General features: G+C 72.5%; 27 protein-coding genes. 15 read left to right on the top strand and 12 right to left on the bottom strand.

What is annotated here, in order from left to right; genetic code table 11:
- Positions 1-32: 32 nt before the first annotated feature.
- Positions 33-758 carry a chaplin gene (locus tag ACGH52_RS04950; RefSeq protein WP_399937854.1) on the top strand — a complete coding sequence of 242 codons (726 nt, stop codon included), beginning with the start codon at positions 33-35 and terminating at the stop codon, positions 756-758.
- Positions 759-830: 72 nt separating this feature from the next.
- On the opposite strand, the gene ACGH52_RS04945 is transcribed toward ACGH52_RS04950, so the two are convergent.
- A complete protein-coding gene (locus ACGH52_RS04945) occupies positions 831-1,316 on the bottom strand; it encodes a nucleoside deaminase (RefSeq protein ID WP_399937851.1) in 486 nt (161 codons plus the stop codon).
- Positions 1,317-1,509: 193 nt separating this feature from the next.
- On the opposite strand from ACGH52_RS04945, the gene ACGH52_RS04940 reads away from it, so the two are divergent.
- Complete coding sequence (locus tag ACGH52_RS04940; RefSeq protein WP_210975479.1) at positions 1,510-2,469, top strand: SDR family oxidoreductase; 960 nt, start codon at positions 1,510-1,512, stop codon at positions 2,467-2,469.
- Positions 2,470-2,480: 11 nt separating this feature from the next.
- Here the strand turns inward: ACGH52_RS04940 and ACGH52_RS04935 are convergent, their stop codons facing one another.
- Positions 2,481-2,750 (bottom strand): GlsB/YeaQ/YmgE family stress response membrane protein, encoded by a 270-nt coding sequence (locus ACGH52_RS04935; RefSeq protein WP_059297755.1) that lies wholly within the window; start codon positions 2,748-2,750, stop codon positions 2,481-2,483.
- Between the two features lie 187 nt (positions 2,751-2,937).
- Positions 2,938-3,381, bottom strand: a complete 444-nt coding sequence (locus ACGH52_RS04930) for an SPW repeat protein (RefSeq protein WP_059297297.1) — start codon at positions 3,379-3,381, stop codon at positions 2,938-2,940.
- 220 nt (positions 3,382-3,601) lie between these two features.
- Here ACGH52_RS04930 and ACGH52_RS04925 point away from each other — a divergent pair, with 220 nt between their 5' ends.
- The 7 genes from ACGH52_RS04925 (at position 3,602) to ACGH52_RS04895 (ending at position 9,470) form a co-directional block, all read left to right on the top strand.
- Positions 3,602-3,685 carry a putative leader peptide gene (locus ACGH52_RS04925; protein WP_356367094.1) on the top strand — a complete coding sequence of 28 codons (84 nt, stop codon included), beginning with the start codon at positions 3,602-3,604 and terminating at the stop codon, positions 3,683-3,685.
- Between the two features lie 208 nt (positions 3,686-3,893).
- Positions 3,894-4,472 (top strand): NADPH-dependent FMN reductase, encoded by a 579-nt coding sequence (ssuE, locus tag ACGH52_RS04920; protein ID WP_210975480.1) that lies wholly within the window; start codon positions 3,894-3,896, stop codon positions 4,470-4,472.
- Between the two features lie 117 nt (positions 4,473-4,589).
- Positions 4,590-5,738 (top strand): LLM class flavin-dependent oxidoreductase, encoded by a 1,149-nt coding sequence (locus tag ACGH52_RS04915; RefSeq protein ID WP_399937847.1) that lies wholly within the window; start codon positions 4,590-4,592, stop codon positions 5,736-5,738.
- Positions 5,739-5,965: 227 nt separating this feature from the next.
- On the top strand, positions 5,966-6,856 hold the full coding sequence (locus ACGH52_RS04910) for a glycoside hydrolase family 19 protein (protein ID WP_059297294.1): 891 nt from the start codon (positions 5,966-5,968) through the stop codon (positions 6,854-6,856).
- Between the two features lie 28 nt (positions 6,857-6,884).
- A complete protein-coding gene (locus ACGH52_RS04905) occupies positions 6,885-7,784 on the top strand; it encodes an aldo/keto reductase (protein ID WP_399937844.1) in 900 nt (299 codons plus the stop codon).
- Between the two features lie 141 nt (positions 7,785-7,925).
- Positions 7,926-8,321 carry a VOC family protein gene (locus ACGH52_RS04900; RefSeq protein ID WP_399937841.1) on the top strand — a complete coding sequence of 132 codons (396 nt, stop codon included), beginning with the start codon at positions 7,926-7,928 and terminating at the stop codon, positions 8,319-8,321.
- A gap of 69 nt (positions 8,322-8,390) precedes the next feature.
- Positions 8,391-9,470 carry an adenosine deaminase gene (locus tag ACGH52_RS04895; RefSeq protein WP_210975484.1) on the top strand — a complete coding sequence of 360 codons (1,080 nt, stop codon included), beginning with the start codon at positions 8,391-8,393 and terminating at the stop codon, positions 9,468-9,470.
- On the opposite strand, the gene ACGH52_RS04890 is transcribed toward ACGH52_RS04895, so the two are convergent.
- The gene (locus ACGH52_RS04890; RefSeq protein WP_399937838.1) at positions 9,452-9,967 is read right to left on the bottom strand and encodes a DinB family protein; all 516 of its coding nucleotides are present in this window, start codon (positions 9,965-9,967) and stop codon (positions 9,452-9,454) included. The genes ACGH52_RS04895 and ACGH52_RS04890 overlap by 19 nt on opposite strands.
- A gap of 40 nt (positions 9,968-10,007) precedes the next feature.
- Complete coding sequence (locus tag ACGH52_RS04885; RefSeq protein ID WP_399937836.1) at positions 10,008-10,892, bottom strand: LysR family transcriptional regulator; 885 nt, start codon at positions 10,890-10,892, stop codon at positions 10,008-10,010.
- 128 nt (positions 10,893-11,020) lie between these two features.
- Between ACGH52_RS04885 and mgrA the strand changes: the two genes are divergently transcribed.
- The gene (mgrA, locus tag ACGH52_RS04880; RefSeq protein ID WP_059297288.1) at positions 11,021-12,013 is read left to right on the top strand and encodes an L-glyceraldehyde 3-phosphate reductase; all 993 of its coding nucleotides are present in this window, start codon (positions 11,021-11,023) and stop codon (positions 12,011-12,013) included.
- Between the two features lie 81 nt (positions 12,014-12,094).
- Here mgrA and ACGH52_RS04875 read toward each other — a convergent pair whose 3' ends face one another.
- Entirely contained in the window at positions 12,095-12,484 is a 390-nt protein-coding gene (locus tag ACGH52_RS04875) for a nuclear transport factor 2 family protein (protein WP_121700666.1), read from the bottom strand.
- A gap of 330 nt (positions 12,485-12,814) precedes the next feature.
- Here ACGH52_RS04875 and ACGH52_RS04870 point away from each other — a divergent pair, with 330 nt between their 5' ends.
- On the top strand, positions 12,815-13,225 hold the full coding sequence (locus tag ACGH52_RS04870) for a hypothetical protein (protein ID WP_059297286.1): 411 nt from the start codon (positions 12,815-12,817) through the stop codon (positions 13,223-13,225).
- Between the two features lie 28 nt (positions 13,226-13,253).
- Here the strand turns inward: ACGH52_RS04870 and ACGH52_RS04865 are convergent, their stop codons facing one another.
- The 3 genes from ACGH52_RS04865 to ACGH52_RS04855 all read right to left on the bottom strand — a co-directional run bounded on the left by ACGH52_RS04865 (position 13,254) and on the right by ACGH52_RS04855 (position 15,679).
- Positions 13,254-14,537 (bottom strand): streptophobe family protein, encoded by a 1,284-nt coding sequence (locus ACGH52_RS04865; RefSeq protein WP_399937832.1) that lies wholly within the window; start codon positions 14,535-14,537, stop codon positions 13,254-13,256.
- 132 nt (positions 14,538-14,669) lie between these two features.
- The gene (locus tag ACGH52_RS04860; RefSeq protein WP_399937829.1) at positions 14,670-15,098 is read right to left on the bottom strand and encodes a hypothetical protein; all 429 of its coding nucleotides are present in this window, start codon (positions 15,096-15,098) and stop codon (positions 14,670-14,672) included.
- Positions 15,095-15,679, bottom strand: a complete 585-nt coding sequence (locus ACGH52_RS04855; RefSeq protein WP_399937826.1) for a PRC-barrel domain-containing protein — start codon at positions 15,677-15,679, stop codon at positions 15,095-15,097. The genes ACGH52_RS04860 and ACGH52_RS04855 overlap by 4 nt, the downstream gene beginning before the upstream one ends.
- A gap of 167 nt (positions 15,680-15,846) precedes the next feature.
- Here ACGH52_RS04855 and ACGH52_RS04850 point away from each other — a divergent pair, with 167 nt between their 5' ends.
- On the top strand, positions 15,847-16,302 hold the full coding sequence (locus ACGH52_RS04850; RefSeq protein ID WP_121701654.1) for an ATP-binding protein: 456 nt from the start codon (positions 15,847-15,849) through the stop codon (positions 16,300-16,302).
- A gap of 30 nt (positions 16,303-16,332) precedes the next feature.
- Here the strand turns inward: ACGH52_RS04850 and ACGH52_RS04845 are convergent, their stop codons facing one another.
- Positions 16,333-17,187 carry an RNA polymerase sigma factor SigF gene (locus ACGH52_RS04845; protein WP_059297282.1) on the bottom strand — a complete coding sequence of 285 codons (855 nt, stop codon included), beginning with the start codon at positions 17,185-17,187 and terminating at the stop codon, positions 16,333-16,335.
- A gap of 227 nt (positions 17,188-17,414) precedes the next feature.
- Between ACGH52_RS04845 and ACGH52_RS04840 the strand changes: the two genes are divergently transcribed.
- A complete protein-coding gene (locus ACGH52_RS04840; RefSeq protein WP_121701656.1) occupies positions 17,415-17,843 on the top strand; it encodes a helix-turn-helix domain-containing protein in 429 nt (142 codons plus the stop codon).
- A gap of 51 nt (positions 17,844-17,894) precedes the next feature.
- Here the strand turns inward: ACGH52_RS04840 and ACGH52_RS04835 are convergent, their stop codons facing one another.
- Positions 17,895-18,497 carry a ClpP family protease gene (locus ACGH52_RS04835; protein WP_076972999.1) on the bottom strand — a complete coding sequence of 201 codons (603 nt, stop codon included), beginning with the start codon at positions 18,495-18,497 and terminating at the stop codon, positions 17,895-17,897.
- Between the two features lies 1 nt (position 18,498).
- Positions 18,499-19,152, bottom strand: coding sequence for an ATP-dependent Clp protease proteolytic subunit (locus ACGH52_RS04830; RefSeq protein WP_210975491.1), 654 nt, complete (start codon positions 19,150-19,152; stop codon positions 18,499-18,501).
- 200 nt (positions 19,153-19,352) lie between these two features.
- Between ACGH52_RS04830 and ACGH52_RS04825 the strand changes: the two genes are divergently transcribed.
- The gene (locus ACGH52_RS04825; RefSeq protein WP_121701665.1) at positions 19,353-19,835 is read left to right on the top strand and encodes a VOC family protein; all 483 of its coding nucleotides are present in this window, start codon (positions 19,353-19,355) and stop codon (positions 19,833-19,835) included.
- A gap of 33 nt (positions 19,836-19,868) precedes the next feature.
- Positions 19,869-20,666: a VOC family protein gene (locus tag ACGH52_RS04820; protein WP_399937820.1), complete on the top strand. Its 798-nt coding sequence runs from the start codon at positions 19,869-19,871 to the stop codon at positions 20,664-20,666.
- Positions 20,667-20,679 lie beyond the last annotated feature (13 nt).

Raw genomic sequence — 20,679 nt, 5'->3', positions numbered from 1 at the left:
CCCGTGACCATGTCTGGAAGGCAGGGAACCTCATGAGAAGGGTTACCCGAAACGGTGTGCTCGCCGTCGCCGCCTCAGGCGCGCTGGCCGTGACGATGCCGGCGTACGCGGCGTTCGCGTCCGACGGTGCCGGCGCCGACGGGTCCGCGGCCGGTTCGCCCGGGCTGATCTCCGGCAACACCGTCCAGCTCCCGGTGGACGTGCCGGTCAACGTGTGCGGCAACACCGTGAACGTGGCGGGACTCCTCAACCCGGCCGCGGGCAACAGTTGCGCCAACACCGGAGAGACGGGCGCATCCCACACAGGGGCGACGCACACAGGGGCGCCTCACCAGGAGGCGGGCGCCTCGGGCGGTACGTCCGGCGGCGCGGTCGCCGAGGGGAGCGGAAAGGATTCGCCCGGCGTGCTCTCCGGCAACGGGGTGCAGCTGCCGGTACACCTCCCGGTGAACGTCACCGGCAACAGCGTCAACGTGGTCGGCATCGGCAACCCGGCCGTCGGCAACGAGTCGACGAACGACTCCGGTGACCGGCCGGACCCCGCACGGCCCCCGGCGGAACCGGAGCCGGAGCCGTCCGCCCCCGAGGAGGAGCGCGCCGACCCCGCACCGTCCCCGCACGCCGCCCCGCCCCGGGAGGAGGTGTCTCTCGCCCACACAGGGGCGGACCACACTGTGCCCGCCCTCGCCGGTGGTGCCGCACTCGTGCTGGGCGGCGCCGCCCTCTACCGGCGCTTCCGGCCGGGCGCCGATAGCTGATCGCACCGATAGCTGATCGAGGCCGGGGCGCCCTCCCGTCTGCCCTCCGGACGGGCGGGAGGGCGCCCCGGCTCAGCCGCGTCCCGTGTGGAAGCGCCGGTGCAACGTGTGGATCTCCGCCGTGAGTTGCGGTACCGGGCCCTCGACGGTCACGCCGGGCGCCACCTCCCGCACCGGGAGCGGCCGCACCGGCGGTGCCGGGACGTCCCACTCCGTCAGCCAGGCCACCAGTTGGTCCGACGAGGCGACGTACACGATGCGCCCCAGGCCCACCCACGCGTGGGCGGCGGCGCACATCGGGCAGTGCTCGCCCGAGGTGTACACCGTGGCCGCGGCCCGTTCCTCGGGGGTCAACCGGGCGGCGGCCCAGCGCGCCAGCTCGAACTCGGGGTGACGCGTCCGGTCGCCGGAGGCCACTCGGTTGTGGTCCTCGGCGAGCACCGTGCCGTCCCCGCCCACCAGCACCGACCCGAACGGCTCGTCGCCGGCCTCCAGTGCCTCGGCGGCCAGCTCCACGCAACGGCGCAGGTGCGGCAGTTCGTCGTCCTTCACGGCCATGGCGCACCGTCCTCCTCGTGCATTGATCATTTCCGGCCAGCCTATGTCTGTCTCCGAGTCTTCGAGTCTCCGAGATGCCAAGTCTCTAGGTCTCCAGGTCTCCCTGGCCCGACATCCTTGCTATCGGCAATCGCGCGAGTTAGAGTCTCTAACGAAAGAGAGTATCAATAGCGATCGAGACAAGAGGAGCATCATGTCAACCGCCACTTCGCAGCCGCCCGCCCCGCACGTCGTCCTGGGATCCGGCCCCGCCGGTACCGCGCTCGCCCGTGAGCTGGTGCGCAGGGGCCACCCCGTCCGGCTGGTGGACCGCACGGCCACCGGCCCCGCGATCGAGGGCGTGGAGCGGGTCGCCGCCGACGTCGGCACGGCCGACGGTGCCCGCGCCGCCATACGGGAAGCCGCCGTCGTGTACCACTGCGTCAACGTCGCCTATCACCTCCAGGTCGAGGTGATGCCCCGGGTCCAGGAGGCCGTCCTGGCCGCCGTCGAGGCGAGCGGCGCCCGGCTGGTGGTGCTCGACACGCTCTACCCGTACGGCGAGACCGGGGGAGCGGTGATGACCGAGGACAGCCCCTGGAAGGCGACCAGCCGCAAGGGGCGGATGCGTGCCGAACTGGACGAGCGGTACCTCGCCACCCACCGGTCCGGCCGGGCCCGCGTGGTCCTCGGCCGCAGCGCCGACTTCGTCGGGCCCGGCGTCCTCAACTCGTCCCTGGCCGCTGCCGTCTTCCCCGGGGCGCTCACCGGCGGGGAGGTCGTGGCGATGGGCGACATCGACCTGCCGCACAGCTACACCGGCATCGACGACGTGGCGGCCGGTCTCGCGACCCTCGGCGAGCGTCCCGACGGCGACGGACGCGTCTGGCACCTGCCGACCGCGCCGGCCGTCAGCACGCGCGAGATCCACGCGCTGATCGAGAAGCGGGTGGGCAGGCCGCTGAACGTCGTCGTACTGGAACGGCCCCGCCCCTACGGCGCCTTCGACGCGCAGCTGATGGCCGAGTACGAGGAGATGTTCTACCAGCACACGGAGCCGCAGATCATGGACTCCAGTGCCTTCGAGCGCTTCTTCGCGGCGGCTCCGACGCCGCTCGCGGACACCCTGGACGCGACCGTCACCTGGTACGAGGCGTGGCTCCGCAGCCGGTGACGGTCAGTCCCTCATCGGCCCGGACGCGACCGGGACCGGTCCAGCGCGGCCACGCCGACCGCGGCCAGGCCGATCTGGATGAGCCACTCCACCCAGTCGACGCCGTCGGTGTCGGCCACGTCGAACGCCGAGGCGATCGCCGAGCCGACGAGTGCCGCCGCGATGCCCACGAGGATCGTCCACAGGACGCCGATGCGCTGCCGGCCCGGAACGACCAGCCGGCCCAGCACGCCGATGACGACACCGATGACGATGGCGCTGATTATGCCGTCGATTTCCATCTCCACCCCTTCTCGTCAGGACCCCCGCTGCAGTGCGTCTGCCCGCTGCGGACGGGTGCAGTCCGCAGCGGACAGAGGGAGGCACGAGCGCCGGAGACACGGGCGACGGAGACACGGGCAGACGGCGGCACGGACAGACGGGCCGGCCCGCGGGTGCGCGGTCGGCCCGTGCCGTTTCCTTCCGTGTCTAGGGCCTGCGTGGCGCGCTCCGCGCCGCCGTACCGGCGCAGACCATGCCCAGAATCAGGGCCAGGGCGCCGATGACGATGTTGTTCCAGATGACACCGGCGTCCGGGCTCGTGCCGACGATCCAGGGCGAGATGATCATCCAGACTCCGATCGCGCACATGGCCCAGCTGAGGCCGTACATGCGCTCCGGGGCGCGGGTGAATCCGAGGGCCAGCAGACCGATGGCGATGCCCACGATCAGGTTGTGGGCCACGAGCGAGGGCTGGCTGGTGGTGAAGTGGAGGATCCACGGGGACACGGCACAGTAGAGGCCGAGCAGGAACACCGGCCCGTCCACGAGTGCCACGTCGCGACCACCGAGCACGCGCGCGTAGCGCTCCTGCATTTCCGGTGCGTCCGGGTGGCTGGTGATGTCACCTCGGGAGTGCGAGACGTTGGCCATGAGTCGTCTCCTTTGACTTGCAGGCCGACCGCTTCTGGTGCGGTGTGCGGTAGCGCCGCATAAGAGCATTCTGCTCTTATTTCTCCCTTATGTGTAGTGGTGGGCGGATCGGGATCGTGGCGGCCCGCTTGTCACACCCGTGTGAATTCCGGGGCCGGGACGTGAGACCCGTCCCGGTTCTCCTTGACCGTCCTCGACGGCGGCTGCCACGATCGTCGGCATGCCCACGCGACCGGATCTCACGCGGCGACGCCACGTCGACCTCGCGCGCGTCTCCAGCGCCTCCTGTCGCACCGCGGCCTGATCCCGCCGATCCGCCGCCTCGTCCCTCCCACGCCGCACCGGCCCGGCACCGCCCTGCGCGCGACTCCCCGCACCGCCTGAACCCGGTCGCACCGCGGCCCCGGTCGGGCCCGCCGTCCGCCCATGTCCCGGTCGACCCGCCCCCGCAGCGGGCTCCGCCCGGGCATGCCGCCGCGCCCGCCCTCCCCGGACCCCCGAAAAGAGGACCCATGGCCACCGTCCTGTCCGTCTCCGGCAGTCCCTCCGCCTCCTCCCGCACCAACCGGCTGCTGCGCCACCTCGACGAGCGCCTCACCGCGCGGGGGCACGAGGTGATACCGCTCGACGTCCGCACCGTCCCCGCCGAGGCCCTGCTCGGCGCGGACTTCGGTCATCCCGCGATCGCCGGGGCCGCCGAACTGTTCGCCCGTGCCGAGGGAGTCGTCGTCGGCACGCCCGTCTACAAGGCTTCGTACTCCGGGGTGTTGAAGGCCCTGCTCGACCTCCTCCCGCAGTACGCCCTCACCGGCAAGACGGTGCTGCCGCTCGCCACCGGGGGCTCCACCGCCCACGTCCTGGCGATCGACTACGCGCTCCGCCCGGTGCTCACCTCCATGGGCGCGGCCCACGTCGTGCAGGGCTGGTTCACCCTGGACCGGGACATCACGGCCCACGAGGACGGCACGGTCACCGTCGCCCCGGGCGCCGCTGAGGCCCTCGCCCACGTGGTCGACCAGTTCTCGGCGGCCCTGGCCACCCGTCCGGCCGCCCCCGTCCCGACGGTCCCCGCGCTGGCCGCGGCGAGTTGAACGACCCGCGACGCTCCCCGCGGGCAGGGCCATGACCTCCGAGGGCCCGCCCCCCGCACCTCGCCGCACCCGCGGGGCCGTTCCGCCCCGCCGCGACCACACCCCGAACGGAGACCCGTGTCGAGCCTCACCTTCCACTGGTTCCTGCCCACCAGCGGCGACAGCCGCGACGTCGTCGGGGGCGGCCACGGCGCCCCGGCCACCGGCTCCGGGCGCGACCGGCCGCCGACCGTGGCCTATCTGACCCAGATCGCCCGCGCCGCCGAGGACCTCGGCTTCGTCGCCGCGCTCACCCCCACCGGCGCCTGGTGCGAGGACGCGTGGCTGACCACCGCGATGGTCTCCCAGGCGACCGAACGCCTGAAGTTCCTGGTCGCCTTCCGCCCCGGCTTCGTCTCGCCCACGCTGGCCGCGCAGATGGCGTCCACCTTCCAGCGGCAGACCGGCGGACGGCTCCTGCTCAACGTCGTCACGGGCGGCGAGAGCAGTGAGCAGCGGGCCTACGGGGACTTCCTGGACAAGGACGCCCGTTACCGCCGTACCGGTGAATTCCTGCACGTCGTCAAGGAGTTGTGGGCGGGCCGGACGGTGGACCTGCGCGGCGAGCACCTCCAGGTGGAGGACGCGAGGCTCGTGCGGGTGCCGGATCCCGTGCCCGAGGTCTACTTCGGCGGCTCCTCCGGCGCCGCCGGGGCGGTCGCCGCGCGCTACGTCGACGTGTACCTCACCTGGGGCGAGCCGCCCGAGCAGGTGGCCGCCAAGATCGCCCGGCTGCGGACCCTGGCCGCGAAGGAGGGCCGTACCCTGCGCTTCGGCATCCGGCTGCACGTCATCACCCGGGACACCGCGGAGCAGGCCTGGGCCGAGGCGCACCGGCTGCTCGACGGCTTCGACCCGGAGACCGTACGGGCCGTGCAGGACGGCCTCGCCCGCAGCGAGTCCGAGGGGCAGCGCCGCATGCTCGCCCTGCACGGCGGGTCCCGCGACGCCCTGGAGATCCACCCCAACCTGTGGGCCGGTATCGGCCTGGTCCGCGGCGGCGCGGGCACCGCCCTGGTGGGCAGCCACGACGAGGTCGCGGACCGGATCGCCGAGTACCACGCCCTGGGCATCGACGAGTTCGTCCTCTCCGGCTACCCGCACCTGGAGGAGGCCTACTGGTTCGGCGAGGGCGTCCTGCCGCGCCTCGCCAGCCGGGGACTGTGGCGCCACCCGGCCCGGGTACCGGCCGCCCGCGACGCGGTGTCCTTGCCGGTCGCCGTCTGAGACGGGACCGATCGGCCGGCCCCGCGTCTGTCAATTCCGGGGCCGGTCGGCCGGATTGGATTGGTCTACACCCTTGACTGGTACAGACCAACGCGGTTGAGTGTGCCTCACACCCCCCTCCACGGCCGCCCCCACGCCGTGGCCGGTCCGACCGGCACGTGCGCACAAGGTTCCGCTCCACCCCGCCTTGTACGGGAGCGGCCGTGCTCCGCAGAAGGAGACGACCTGTGTCGAGGCGCCGTATATCCGCCGTGGTGACCGCACTCGCCCTCGCGGGCTCCGTGCCCTTGTTCATGCCCGCCAACGAGGCCTCCGCCGCCTCGTGTTCGAGCTACCCCGCCTGGTCGGCCGACGCGAACTACAACACCGGCGACATCGTCCGCTACACGGACGGCAAGGCCTACATCGCCGAGCACGCCAACCCGGGCTACGACCCGCTCATCAGCACCTGGTACTGGGAGCCGTACGCCTGTGACGGCGGTTCGCAGACGCCGGTCGGCAACTTCGTGGTCAGCGAGGCCCAGTTCAACCAGATGTTCCCGGGCCGGAACTCCTTCTACACCTACAGCGGCCTCACCGCCGCGCTCAGCGCCTACCCCGGCTTCGCCAACACCGGCAGCGACACCACCAAGAAGCAGGAGGCCGCGGCCTTCCTCGCCAACGTCAGCCACGAGACCGGCGGCCTGGTGCACATCGTCGAGCAGAACACCGCCAACTACCCGCACTACTGCGACTGGAGCCAGCCCTACGGCTGCCCGGCCGGCCAGGCCGCCTACTACGGGCGCGGACCGATCCAGCTCAGCTGGAACTTCAACTACAAGGCCGCGGGCGACGCGCTCGGCATCGACCTGCTGGGCAACCCCTGGCTGGTGCAGAACGACGCGGCCGTGGCCTGGAAGACCGGCCTGTGGTACTGGAACACCCAGTCCGGGCCCGGCACCATGACCCCCCACAACGCGATGGTCAACGGCGCCGGTTTCGGCCAGACCATCCGCTCCATCAACGGCTCGCTGGAGTGCGACGGCAAGAACCCCGCCCAGGTCCAGAGCCGCGTCACCAAGTACCAGCAGTTCAGCCAGATCCTCGGGGTCTCCCCGGGCGGAAACCTGTACTGCTGACGCTTCCCGGGTGTGCGAAACTCCGCCGATGACCTCCGAAACGATCACCGCGGAGTCCGCGGGCACCTGGCACCTCGGCGACCTGCCCGTCCGTCGCGTCGGCTTCGGCGCGATGCGGCTGACGGGCAGCGCCGCCTTCCACCTCGGCACCCCGAGCGACCGCGAGCGCTCCCTCGCCGTGCTGCGCCGGGCGGTCGAACTCGGCGTCAATCACATCGACACCGCCGCCTTCTACTTCTCCTCCCTGCGCTCGGCCAACGAACTGATCAACAGCGCGCTGGCCCCCTACGCCGACGACCTGGTCGTCGCCACCAAGGTCGGCCCGTACCGCGACTGGTCGGGGGAGTGGGGCACCTCCGCCCGCCCCGAGGACCTGCGCGGTCATGTCGAGGAGAACCTGCGCCAGCTGGGCCGGGACCACCTCGACGTCGTCTACCTGCGCCGCATGCGCCAGGACTCGATCGCCGAGCACTTCGGCGCCCTGGCCGAGCTGCGCGGGGCGGGGCTGATCCGCCACCTTGCCCTGTCCGACGTGGAGCCCCGGCACCTGGCCGAGGCCCAGGCCATCGCGCCCGTGGTGAGCGTCCAGAACCGGTACGGCCTCGGCTTCCACGACCCCGCCACCGACGCGCTCCTCGCCCAGTGCCGCGCCCAGGGCATCGCCTTCGTGCCGTTCTACGCCATCGCCGGAGAGGCCGGACCGCGGGGCGCCGGCACCGCCCACGAGGAGGAGGTGCGCGCGGTGGCCCGGGCACACGGAGCGACCCCCGCCCAGGTGCGGATCGCCTGGACCCTGCACCAGGGCCCGAACGTCCTGGCCATCCCCGGCACCGGCAACCCGGACCACCTCGCCGAGAACGTCGCCGCGGGCGCGCTGCGCCTCACCGACGCGGACCTGGCGCGGCTCGACGGAGCCCGCAGGAGCTGACGCCCGCCGCACGCCCGCCGCACGCCCGCCGCACGCTCGCCGGGCCACCGGCCGCCGGTCCGCCGGTGCGGGGCGGGACTTGGCGTCCGGGGAGTTTTACGTATAACCTCTCCCGTCAATCGCCCGTCCCGGAAGGTGCCGATGACACGCATCGCCCTGGTCGCCCTCGTCGTCGACGACTACGACGAGGCGATCCGCTTCTACACCGAGGCCCTCGGCTTCCGCCTCGCCGAGGACACGCCCCGGCCCGACGGCTCCCGCTGGGTCGTCGTCGAGCCCGGCGACCCGGGCGCGGGTACCGCCCTGCTGCTGGCCCGCGCGAAGGGGGAGGCCCAGCGCGCCAGGGTCGGCGACCAGACCGGCGGGCGCGTCGGGTTCTTCCTGTACACCGACGACTTCGCCCGTGATCACGCCCGCATGGCCGCCGCAGGCGTGACCTTCCTGGAGGAGCCCCGGCACGAGCCCTACGGCTCGGTCGCCGTCTTCCAGGACCTGTACGGCAACCGCTGGGACCTGCTCCAGCCCGCCGCCCTCTGACCGTCCCCCCCCGACCTTCATCCACCCGTCCCCACCTTCATGCCGAGAACCGCCGAGGAACCGCCGCACATGTCATCTACGCGCATAGACACCGAGACCCTCCGCCGCCTCCCCAAGGCGGTTCTCCACGACCACCTCGACGGCGGCCTGCGCCCGGCGACCGTCGTCGAGCTGGCCGGGAGCGTCGGCCACACGCTGCCCACCACCGACCCCGACGAGCTGGCCGCCTGGTACTACGAGGCCGCCAACTCCGGTGACCTGGTGCGCTACATCGCCACCTTCGAGCACACCCTCGCCGTGATGCAGAACCGCGAGGGCCTGCTGCGCACCGCCGAGGAGTACGTCCTGGACCTCGCCGCCGACGGCGTCGTCTACGGCGAGGTCCGCTACGCGCCCGAGCTGAACACCAGGGGCGGGCTGTCGATGAGGGAGGTCGTGGAGACCGTCCAGGAGGGGCTCGCCGCGGGCATGGCCAAGGCGGCCGCCGCCGGGACGCCGGTCCGGGTCGGCACGCTGCTCTGCGGCATGCGGATGTTCGACCGGGTCCGCGAGGCCGCCGACCTCGCCGTCGCCTTCCGGGACGCCGGCGTCGTCGGCTTCGACATCGCGGGCGCCGAGGACGGCTTCCCGCCCGCCGACCACCTCGACGCCTTCGCGCACCTGCGGCGCGAGAACGTGCCCTTCACCATCCACGCCGGCGAGGCGCACGGACTGCCCAGCATCCACCAGGCCCTCCAGGTGTGCGGCGCCCAGCGCATCGGCCACGGGGTCCGCATCACCGACGACATCCCCGACCTCGCGGCGGGCAAGCTCGGCCGGCTCGCGGCCTGGGTGCGCGACCGCCGCGTCGCGCTGGAGATGTGCCCGACCTCCAACCTCCAGACCGGCGCCGCCACCTCCATCGCCGAGCACCCGATCACGGCGCTCAAGGACCTCGGCTTCCGCGTCACCCTCAACACCGACAACCGCCTCGTGTCGGGTACGACGATGACGCGCGAGATGTCGCTGCTGGTCGAAGAGGCGGGCTGGAGCGTCGAGGACCTGCGCACGGTCACGGTGAACGCCCTCAAGAGCGCCTTCATCCCCTTCGACGAGCGCGTGGCCCTCATCGAGGACGTGGTCCTGCCGGGCTACGCGTCCGCGCTCTGAACGAGCCCGCGCACATAGGCGGCCTGTCCGACGTGCTGGAGATCGTCGGACAGGACGCTGACCAGCCGCACGGCGAGCGTGACCGGCGGATCCCAGGCGTCGTCCACGACCCGCTCCAGGTCCTTGGCGGTCATTGAGGCGAGGGCCGTGCGGGTCTGCTCGTGCACGGCGTCGTAGTAGCCGGTCAGCAGGTCGCCCGAGTCGACCCGCACCTTCGCGACCTCGGCCGGGCTGTGGCCGTACCCGGTGTCGCGGCGGGGCAGCCCCAGGCCGAAACGCTTCTCCCACTCCCCGGTGAGCCACACCTGGTCCAGCCCGAAGGCGTCCGCGACGTGGTCGTCCTGGACCCGGGTGAGGTGCCAGACCAGCCAGGCGACGGAGTTGGCGTCGGCGGCCGGACGTGCGTTCAGGCCGTCGGGGTCCAGGCCCTCGACGGCGGCGTGGACTTCTTCCTGGATACGGCCGTAGCCCTCGATGAGGATGTCCTTCGCATGCATACGTCCACCATCGCGCAGTCCGGCCGCGCGCGCTCCCCGTTCACGCGCTTCCCGTCTCCAGCAGCCCCATCAGCGCCCGCGCCGCCGGACTGGTGGCCTGGGCGGGCGGGAGCAGCGCGATGGTCTCGTACTCCGTCCCGCCCGCGTCCTTGAGGGGCAGCGAGGTCAGAGCGGCGCGCTTGTGCCGGAAGTGCCGCGGCACGACCGCGATGCCGAGGTTCTCGTCGATCAGGTCCAGCAGTCCGTGCACGTCGTTGACCTCCAGCGGCACGGTCCGCCGGACGCCCGCCGCGGCGAAGACGGCGTCGGTCACGCGCCGCGGGCCCCAGTCCGGGTGGAAGTCGACGAAGACCTCGTCGGCGAGGTCGTGCGGGGTGAGCACCGCGCCGTCCGCCGCGAGCCGGTGGTCCGGGTGGCACAGCACCGTCATCGGCTCGCCGGCCAGCGAGACCGAGCGCAGCTGGTCCGTGTCCGCCTGGGTGCGGTAGGCGAAGGCCAGGTCAAGACGCCCCGCCGCGACCTCCTCCGCCAGCTCCCCCGAGCCCGCCTGACGCAGCCGGATCTCCACGTCCGGGTGGCGCCGCCGGAACGCCGCCAGCAGCCCGGCCACCGGCACCCCGGCGATGCACTGCTCGGCGCCCAGCGACAGCGTCCCGCGCAGCACCCCCTGCACCGCGGCGACCGCCTCGTGCGCCGACCGCACCTGGGCCAGGATGCGCCGCGCCTCGCCCAGCAGCGCCCGCCCCGCCTCCGTCAGCGTCACCCGGCGGGTCGTCCGCACGAACAGCGGCGCCCGCAGCTCCCGCTCCAGCGCCCGGATCGACGCCGACAGGCCGGACTGGGACACCAGCAGCCGTTCCGCCGCGCGGGTGAAGTGCTGGTCCTCGGCGACCGCCACGAAATGCTGGAGATGACGCAGTTCCATGATTGAGAAGGGTAACCGCGCAATCCCATCGGATTCTTCTGTTGGACCACTGCCCGCAGGTCACGGGAGAGTGGAGGACGGTTCCGCCCAAGCCCCGTACCTCGGGGGCCAACCCCTCTGGAGTCGCGTTGTACACCGCACACCCCGACCGCTACGCGGAGATGCCCTACCGGCGCACCGGACGCAGCGGCCTGAAGCTCCCCGCGCTCTCGCTCGGCCTGTGGCACAACTTCGGCCCGGACCGCCCCGTCGAGACCCAGCGCGCCATCCTGCGCCGCGCCTTCGACCTCGGCGTCACCCACTTCGACCTCGCCAACAACTACGGCCCGCCGCCCGGCTCGGCCGAGTCCGCCCTCGGTGAGGCGCTCAAGGCCGACTTCGGGCCGTACCGCGACGAGCTGGTCATCTCGACCAAGGCCGGCTACCTGATGTGGCCCGGCCCGTACGGCGAGTGGGGCTCGCGCAAGTACCTGCTGTCTTCGCTGGACCAGAGCCTGTCCCGGATGGGCCTGGACCACGTCGACATCTTCTACTCGCACCGCCCCGACCCGGAGACTCCGCTGGAGGAGACGATGGGCGCGCTGCACACGGCGGTGCAGCAGGGCAAGGCGCTGTACGTCGGCGTCTCCAACTACTCGCCGGAGCAGACCCGCGAGGCCGCCCGCATCCTCGCCGAGCTGGGCACCCCGCTGCTGATCCACCAGCCGCGCTACTCCATGCTCGACCGCCGCCCCGAGACCAGCGGCCTGCTGGACGCCCTCGACGAGCTGGAGGTCGGCTCCATCGCCTACTCCCCGCTGGAGCAGGGCCTGCTGACCGGCCGCTACCTCAACGGCATCCCCGAGGACTCCCGGGCCGCGAGCGACAGCCCCTTCCTGAACTCCGACGCCCTCACCGAGGAACTGGTCGGCAAGCTGCGCACCCTGAACGAGATCGCCGGGTCCCGTGGCCAGTCACTGGCCCAGCTGGCCCTGGCCTGGGTGCTGCGGCAGGGCAGGGTGACCTCCGCCCTGGTCGGCGCGAGCAGCCCGCGGCAGCTGGAGGACAGTGTCGCGGCCATCGGCAACCTCGACTTCGACGCCGACGAACTGGCCCGCATCGACAAGGTGGTCAAGGGCTAGGCAGTCGCTCGAACGATGCGAGCCGGGTCCGGACGCGGTACACCGCGTCCGGACCCGGCTCGCGTACGTGCCCCGGCCTCCTCACGCCCCCGCGGGCACCCGGTCCAGGAAGCCGAACACCGACCGGATGCGGTCCTCGCCGTCCAGGGTGATCACGTCGAACCCGGCCACCGGCGCCGATCCTCCCCCAGCCCCAGCGTCGCTCACCAGCTCCCAGGAGAAACGCGCCGTGTCGTGGTGCCCGTCGACCGCACCGGAGAGCCGGAAGGAGAAGCCGGGGAACTGCTCGTGCGCCGCCGTCACCACGGCCGCGATCTGCTCGTGGCCGCGCACGTCGGCCAGCGGGTCGGTGTAGCCGCCGTCCTCCGTCCAGGCCGCGGCGACCGCCTTGGCCACCGCGTCCGGGCCCGCGTTCCAGGCCTCGAAGTAGCGGGCGACGGCGTCCTCGTAACGGCGGGTGGGTGCGGACATGGCGATCAGCCTCCAATGAGGTGGGTGCGCTGGTCAGGGGCCGGATCCCGGTCTCGGTGACCCGGTAGGACCACCCTGCCCGCGGCGGCCGTCACCGTCGATTACCCGTGGGGTCATGGCACGTGGCGCGGCGGCGGCGCGGCATTTCGGCCAACCGGTGCCGCGAATATGCCAGGAGACTGGCCGGAAATTCATGGTGACAGTGGTTAAGGAGTGAACATACTCACCACTAGGGCCTCTCACACCATGCGACAGCGCCCTCACGCACAGCACACGAGCCGCACGGACGCGCCGCCCGACCGGCAGGCGGGCGTGACGGGGAGGGCAGCAGTGCACGACGAGTTCCTGTGCCATGTCACCGCCTACGGTGTCTGTGACGGCCGGCGCATCGGTGTTCCCCTGGGCACCTACCGGGCTCCCACTCTCGCCCTGGCCCTGTGGTGGCTGCGGGACCGGGCGTCGTGGATCGCCGAGCGACTGGATCCGCAGCCCGACACCCCCCACTTACCGCGCGGCGCCCTGACTCCCGTCGCCGACGACGCGCCCGACGTACCGCGCATGCTGCGCACCTGGTGTGCCGACGACGTACAACAGGAGCTGGTCGCCGACGAGTTGGCCGCGGGGCACCTGGTGCGCGTCGCGACCAGTGACGAGACCACCGAGTACGAGCTGATGGCCGAGTCCGTGGACGCGCTGCGCATGCAGCGGGCCGCGCCGCTCCTGGTCGTCCCCGTCGCCTGAGAATCCCGGTGCGCCACGCCCACCCGCTTCAGGACCGGACCCGCCCGGACCGCCCGCCCACCCACCGTACGAGCAGCGCGCCCAGGAACCCGGCGACCAGGCCCCACAGCAGCGCGAGACCCACCGCACCCCACAGCCGCGGCCGCAGGAACACCTGCCCGGACAGCCCGCCTCCCAGGTCGCCGATGCCGAGCACCGACAGCCCGTAGTGGGCGGAGATCCGGCCGACCAGTCCGACCGTGAGGACCGTGAGGGCCAGGGCGACGGCCATGCGCACGGCGTGCAGCCAGGCCGGCAGTCCGGCCGGGGAGCGGGACACCATGAGGAACCCGGCCGCCAGGACCAGGACCGCCGCGGCGACCAGGAGCCACCACATCCGCCCGTCGCGCTCGGCGAGCGTGCCCAGGTTCACGGTCGAGACGTCCGGCGTGCGCAGCACGTCGTCGAGCACCCGCGGCATCGGGAGCCCGAAGGGGCCCTCCACACGTCCGTTCCAGGTCGCCCCGAGGCCGATCGTGAGGGCCGGCCAGGCCAGGTTCGGCAGTCCGAGCAGCAGCACGGCGAAGGTGTCCGCCGGACGGCCCCGCGTCCCGGCGACGACCAGGGCGACGACGACGCCGACGGCCACGTACGCGAGCAGCAGCGCGACCATCGCGTAAGCGGCCGGCCGCACCGACGTCCGCAGTCGCGGCAGCCGCCCGGGCAGCGGCGCCCGGTGCGAGACCAGCAGGGCGAGGACGAGCACCCCCGCCAGCCACAGCAGCCCGAACAGGACGGTCAGCGGCACGTCCGCGGTGAAACCGACGGTCGGGCTGACACCGAACAGGTCGCCCAGATCCTCCAGCAGGCCCTCACCGAGCGAGACCTCGAAGGTCTGCCGCGCGGCGAACGCCGTCCCGAGGAGGGCGAGCAGCCACAGGACGGCGATCCGCCCGGCCCAGCCCGCCAGTTCCGGGACGCCGGTCACGGCCCGGTGGCGCAGTGGCCGCAGGAAGCCCCGGGCGATCACCAGCGCACCGGTCAGGGTGACGGACAGCGGCATCACGGTCAGCCCCGCGTCGGTGGCCGCCAGCTCGCCCGCGTCACCGGACATCTCCAGGGCGCCGCCCACGGCGGTGACGACGGTCGCCACCACGACCCGGGGGAAGGCGTTGTCGGGCAGGTCCGCCGCGCCGGCCGCCCACAGCCCGAGCGCGGCCACGGCCCCCATCGCCACCAGCCCGGTCAGCACCGTGCCCAGCGCCTGCGCCCAGCCGTGCCGGGCGAGGGCCCGGCCGGAGGTCCCCGGAAGCCCGGGAGGTACAGGGGGCATGGGAGGCACGGGAGGTTCTGCGGGGGTTCGCGGACTCACGGTGCCACGCTAAGCAGCCCCCGCCGGGCACGCCCGCCGACAGGGCCGTCCGCGTCGGGCGGCCGGGTGGGCCCCGCCCGCAGCGGCCGGTGTTCAGCCCGCCCGCACCACCAGGGCGTAGTCGCCGAGGCCCAGCAGACGGTCGGCCGGCAGTTCGCCGCGGGTGGTGAAGAGCGCGAGGAGACGGGCGGTGCGGGTGTCGAACGCGACGTCCAGCACCGTGCCCCGCCCGGTGCCCGTGTCGGTGAGGATCCGGCGGCCCAGCAGGTCGTGGTGGGACGGCGCCGACGCGGAAGCGCCCCCGGACCCGGACCCGGACCGTACCCGGAGGGCGCCCGGCCCGACCGCGCCCACCGTGTCCCAGGGCAGCGCCGTCTCCCGGCCGAACCGGCCACCGCGCCACCACACATGGCTGACGGACCCGGCGACGACGTCGACGGTCAGGCACGTCACGGTGCCCAGCGGCCCGGCCCCGTCCGGCGGTACCACCGGCAGGCCGCGCACCTCGGTGAACAGCATCACGGCAGAGACCCCTTCCACCGGCCCGGCACACCACCGACCAGGGCGGTGAAGCCGGGCAGGTCGTCCGCGACGTGCCGGACGGCGTCCTCGGGAAGCACCAGCGCCCGGCCGGTGACCGCGAGCGTCCCGCCGCGCGGCACGTACACCCGGCGCCGGTGCCGGGCGTGTCCGGGCACGAACCGCCGGCTCGCCGCCACCCGGAAGCCGACGACCCGCCCACCGGTGCCGCCCTCCACCACGACGTCCAGCACCGTGCCGATCTCCGCCCCCGCCTCGGTCAGCACCCTCGCCCCCAGCAGACGGGCCCGCAGGTTCGTGCCGCGCTCCGTCATCGCCGCCGCGGCCACCAGGCCCCGCCGGTCCCGGATCATCACCGCGTCGTGCCCCAGCGCGTACACGGCCGACCACGGCAGGCCCTCCTTCAACGGGCCGGACAGCAGGCCCCGCCCCGTCAACGTGAAACCGGTGATCCGGGCCGCGGCGGCGTCGCATACGGTGTCCTTGATCTGGGCGACGGCATCGCCGCCGAGCGTGACCACCGGCCGGGTGGTGAGGCTTCGCGCGGCCATCAGTTCGCTCATCGCACACCCTTCCCCACCCGCTCGCACACCCCTGACGCACCCACGGGTTCCCCGCACGACTGTGACGATGCCCGCACTGCGAAGAGACGGGGACTGCGATGCGCGACTCGGGGTAGGGGGACAGATGCAGCAGCGTCCGGCCAGTCCGGCTTCCGAGAGAGAAACGCATGACCGAGTACCTGGACGGGGCAGTGATACCGACTGGTTTCGACGTACCCGTTGAACCGCTGAGGCGGGCGGCGCACTACTCCGGTGAGCCGGGATGCATAGCGCAGGCGCGCTCCTTCGCCTCGCTCTTCCTCGACCAGCTGAGGACCGAGTGGTGCGCCACGATCGGCCCCCGCGCCGACGGTGCGGTGCTCCTGGTGGTCAGCGAGCTGGTCACCAACGCCGACCGGCACAGCAGGGGGCCGTACATCCTGGAGCTGGAGGGCACCGGCGGCTCAGTGGTGGTGACCGTGTACGACAGCAGCGGCGCCGTCCCGGAGCGCTTCCCCCGGGACCCCGAGCGGGTCGGCCGGCACGGCCTGGAGATCGTGCACGCCCTGGCCGAGACGGTCGTCGTCGAGCACGTCCCGGTCGGCAAGCGCGTACGCGCCGTGGTGCCCCTCACCGAGGGGTGAAGGGCACCGTCGTCACCGCGGGGGCCGGGCTCAGGCGCAGCCGAGTTCGCCGAGCATGCCCTCGCGCAGCCGGGTGATGATCCGCTTGATCAGCCGGGACACGTGCATCTGCGAGCAGCCGAGCCGTTCGCCGATCTCCGCCTGGGTGGCCTCCTCCACGAACCGCAGGTGGATGATCTGCCGGTCCCGCTCGCTCAGCTCGGCCATCAGCGGGGCCAGCGAGTGGAAGTCCTCGACGAGCCGCAGCCCGTCCTCCTCCACGCCGATGAAGTCGGCCAGGACCGACTCGCCGTTGTCGGGGCCGTCGCCGGTCAGGGCGGCGTCCAGCGAGGAGGAGTTGTAGCCGTTGGACGCGATCTGACCCTCGATCACCTCGCCCTGGCTGATGTTCATCAGCGTGGCGAGTTCGGCGACGGTGGGCTCGCGGTCCAGGCGGGAGGACAGCTCCTCACGGGCCTTGGCCAGCTCCACGCGCAGCTCCTGGAGCCGCCGCGGCACATGCACCGCCCAGGTGGTGTCCCGGAAGAAGCGCTTGATCTCGCCGACGATGTACGGCAGCGCGAACGACGTGAACTCCACCTCGCGCGACAGCTCGAAGCGGTCGATGGCCTTGATCAGGCCGATCATGCCGGTCTGGACGATGTCCTCCATGTCGTCCCCGCGACCGCGGAAGCGGCCCGCCGCGAACCGCACGAGCGACATGTTCATCTCGATCAGCGTGTTGCGCGCGTACTGGTACTCGTGCGTGCCCTCTTCGAGTTCCGTCAGGCGCCGGAAGAACTGGCGGGACAACTGCCGCGCGTCGCGCGGAGCCACGGCGCGGGGATCCACGGTGCGGGTGTCCACGGCGTCCTGCGTTTCCGGCCGGACCACAGCGGTCTCCATTGCCTCTCCCACGAAAGTCACGGTTCGTCGTCTCCCTAGGTTTTTCGCGCTTGCGTGTACCCGGGTCGCGACGGCTCATGCCCCCGTTTCTGCTCAGCGTAGTCCGGCGGGCGGTCTCCGGCATCCGGAGCGCTTCCGAGGGCCCCCGATGCCCGAGGTCCCGGGATTCTCCTGAGGGCAGAACGCCGCCCCCTTCCGCGGCGCGGCCGTGACCCTAGGCTGAGGAGGTGACCAGCCACGTGTCGAACGAAGCCCGCGTCATCGCGCTGCGCCCACGGGCCCAGCGCCCGCCAGCGCGTCCCGCCGCCTCGCCGGTTTCCCCGGAGCGAAGTTCGCCCACCGTACGAGAGCCGCTGTGGCGCGATCTGGTCGGCGACGTCCTGCGGCGCGAACGCCTGGAGCAGGAGCGCACGCTGAAGGAGGTCGCGGAGGCCGCCCGGATCTCCATGCCCTACCTGTCGGAGGTGGAGCGCGGCCGCAAGGAGGCGTCCTCGGAAGTGCTCGCCGCCGCCGCGGGCGCCCTCGGACTGGGCCTCGGCGACCTGCTGGCCCGCGCGCAGGGCGAGTTGGTCCGCCTCACCTCCCGGCACACCGGCGCGGGCGCGGGCCGTGGCCCCTCCGGCGCACGGTTCGACGGAATGTGCCTGGCCGCCTGAGGCCGCGCACGGGCCGGCGCCCCGCACGTGGCGGGACGCCGGCCCGTCCGCTCACACCCGCGCCCGGCGCCGGGCCAGCACCTCGTCGGCCAGCCCGTACGCCACCGCCTCCTGGGCGGTGAACACCTTGTCGCGGTCCATGTCCGCGCGCAGCGTCGCCACGTCGTGGCGGGTGTGGCGGGCCAGCACCTCCTCCACCTGGGAGCGGATCCGCACCATCTCCTTGGCCTGCAGCGCCAGGTCGGAGACCGTCCCCTGCCGGCCGCCGCTGGCCGGCTGCCCCAGCAGGACCCGCGCGTGTTCGAGCACGAACCGCCGCCCGGGGTCCCCGCCCGCCAGCAGCACGGCCGCCGTGGACGCCGCCTGCCCGACACAGAACGTCGAGATCGGCGCCTGCACGAAGGTCATCGTGTCGTAGATCGCCATCAGCGAGGTGAACGAGCCGCCGGGGGAGTTGATGTAGACGGCGATCTCGCTCTCCGGTGCCGACGACTCCAGGTGCAGCAGCTGCGCGATCACGACGTTGGCCACGCCGTCGTCGATCTCGGTCCCCAGGAAGATGATCCGCTCCGACAGCAGCCGGCTGAACACGTCGTAGGACCGCTCGCCCTGCGGGGTCCGCTCGACGACGTTCGGAATCGTGTAGCTCCCCATGTCACAGCCCCATCCGTCGCTTGGCGGCGGCCGGGCGCACATCCGCGAGGGACTGCACGACCTGGTCCACCATTCCGTACTCCCTGGCCTCCTCGGCCGTGAACCAGCGGTCGCGGTCGCCGTCCCGGGAGACGGTCTCCGGGCTCTGACCGGTGTGCTCGGCGGTGATCCGCTCGATGGTCCGCTTGGTGAACTCCAGGTTGTCCGCCTGGATCTCGATGTCCGCGGTGGTGCCGCCGATGCCCGCGGACGGCTGGTGCATCATGATCCGCGCGTTCGGCAGCGCGTAGCGCTTGCCCGCCGTGCCGACGCTCAGCAGGAACTGCCCCATGCTGGCGGCGAACCCCATGGCGAGCGTCGAGACGTCGTTGGGGATCAGCCGCATCGTGTCGTAGATGGCGAGCCCGGCGTGCACCGAGCCGCCGGGGCTGTTGATGTACAGGCTGATGTCGGTGCGCGGGTCCTGCGCGGACAGGATCAGCAGCTGGGCGCAGACCCGGTTCGCGGAGACCTCGTCGACCTGGGTGCCCAGCAGCACGATCCGCTGGTCGAGCAACTGCTCGGCGAGCCGGTCGTCGAACCGGGTCGCGGGGGTGTCGCTCTCCTCGGCCCTGGGCTGTCGGGCCGGGGCCGATCCGGCGATGAGTGGAGACATCGGCGCTCCTTGTCGAGTCGTGGTCGGTGGGGGAGTGGCGGGCCGCGGCCGATGGCGCCGCGGCCCCTCCACTCTCCGCCCGCGACGGCCCCCACCAAGGACTTCTCTGCCCGCGGCAGATTCGCCACCGGCAGAGCGATGAGTTCCGCGGACCGCGCCGGTCGACAGTGGTGACCGTGTTCCGCTCCCTGGAGGCACCCATGAGCACCGATGGATTCACCACCTGCCTGTGGTTCGACGGCGACGCCGAGGACGCCGCACACTTCTACGTCTCCGTCTTCAAGAACTCCGGCATCGGCGCCGTCACCCGCTACCCCGAGGGAGCACCGCAGCCCGCCGGCTCGGTGCTCACCGTCGAGTTCACGGCCAACGGCCAGAAGTTCGTGGGCCTCAACGGCGGGCCGCAGTTCACGTTCAACGAGGCGATCTCCTTCCAAATCACCTGCGACGACCAGGACGAGGTCGACCACTACTGGACCAGGCTCACCGAGGGCGGCGGCGAGGACGGCCCCTGCGGCTGGCTCAAGGACCGGTTCGGCGTGTCCTGGCAGGTCGTCCCGCGCCGACTGGAGGAGATGTTCCGCGACCCCGATCCCGCCAGGGTGGCGCGCGCCAACCAGGCCATGATGTCGATGCGCAAGCTGGACATCGCCGAGCTGGAGCGGGCCTACGCCGGGCAGTGACCCACACCCACGTACACGCAGGAGGCGGCAGTCATGGCCGTGCAACCCGAAGGGGCCCCTTGCTGGGCCGACGCGATGTTCACCGACGTCGAGGGAGCCAAGAGCTTCTACGGCGACGTCCTCGGCTGGACCTTCGGCGAGTCGTCGTCGGAGTTCGGCAACTACACCCAGTGCTACGCGGACGGCAAGGCGGTGGCCGCCGTGGTCCCGCCCCCGCCGGGTCACGAGGACCGGTCCCAGTGGTGCCTCTACTTCGCCTCCCCGGACGCGGAGGCGACCGCCGGACGGATCCGCGAGGCCGGCGGCGAGCTGCTCCTCGAGCCGATGCCGGTCGACGACTTCGGCACCATGTGCCTGGCCCGGGAGCCCGGCGGGGTCGTCTTCGGGATCTGGCAGGGCGGCACCCACGAGGGCTTCGAGGCGACGGCCGTGCCCGGCGCCTACTGCTGGGCCGAGGTCGTCACCCGCGAGCCCGCCAAGTCGGACGCCTTCTTCCCCGCGGTCTTCTCCTACCGGGCCCAGCAGATGCAGGACGACCAGGTGGACTTCCGCCTCTTCGACCTCGGCGACGACCCCGTCCTGGGCCGCGTGGCCATGACGGACGACTTCCCGCCCGAGGTCCCGCCCTACATCAACGTCTACTTCACCGTCGGCGACTGCGACGACGCCGTGGCCCGCGCCACCCGGCTCGGCGGCGTCCTGCGGTTCGGTCCGACGACGACCCCGTTCGGCCGGTTCGCGACGCTGAGCGACCCGCAGGGCGCGGACTTCTCGGTGATCGACGTCACGACCACCGAGGGGGAGATGCCCAAGGTCACGGACGTCTCATAGACCCTGTCCGGAC

Origin of the sequence: Streptomyces sp. BBFR25 (genome assembly GCF_044590125.1) — a bacterium.
GTDB lineage: Bacteria > Actinomycetota > Actinomycetes > Streptomycetales > Streptomycetaceae > Streptomyces > Streptomyces canus_D.
This window is presented reverse-complemented; position numbering and strand designations above follow the sequence as displayed.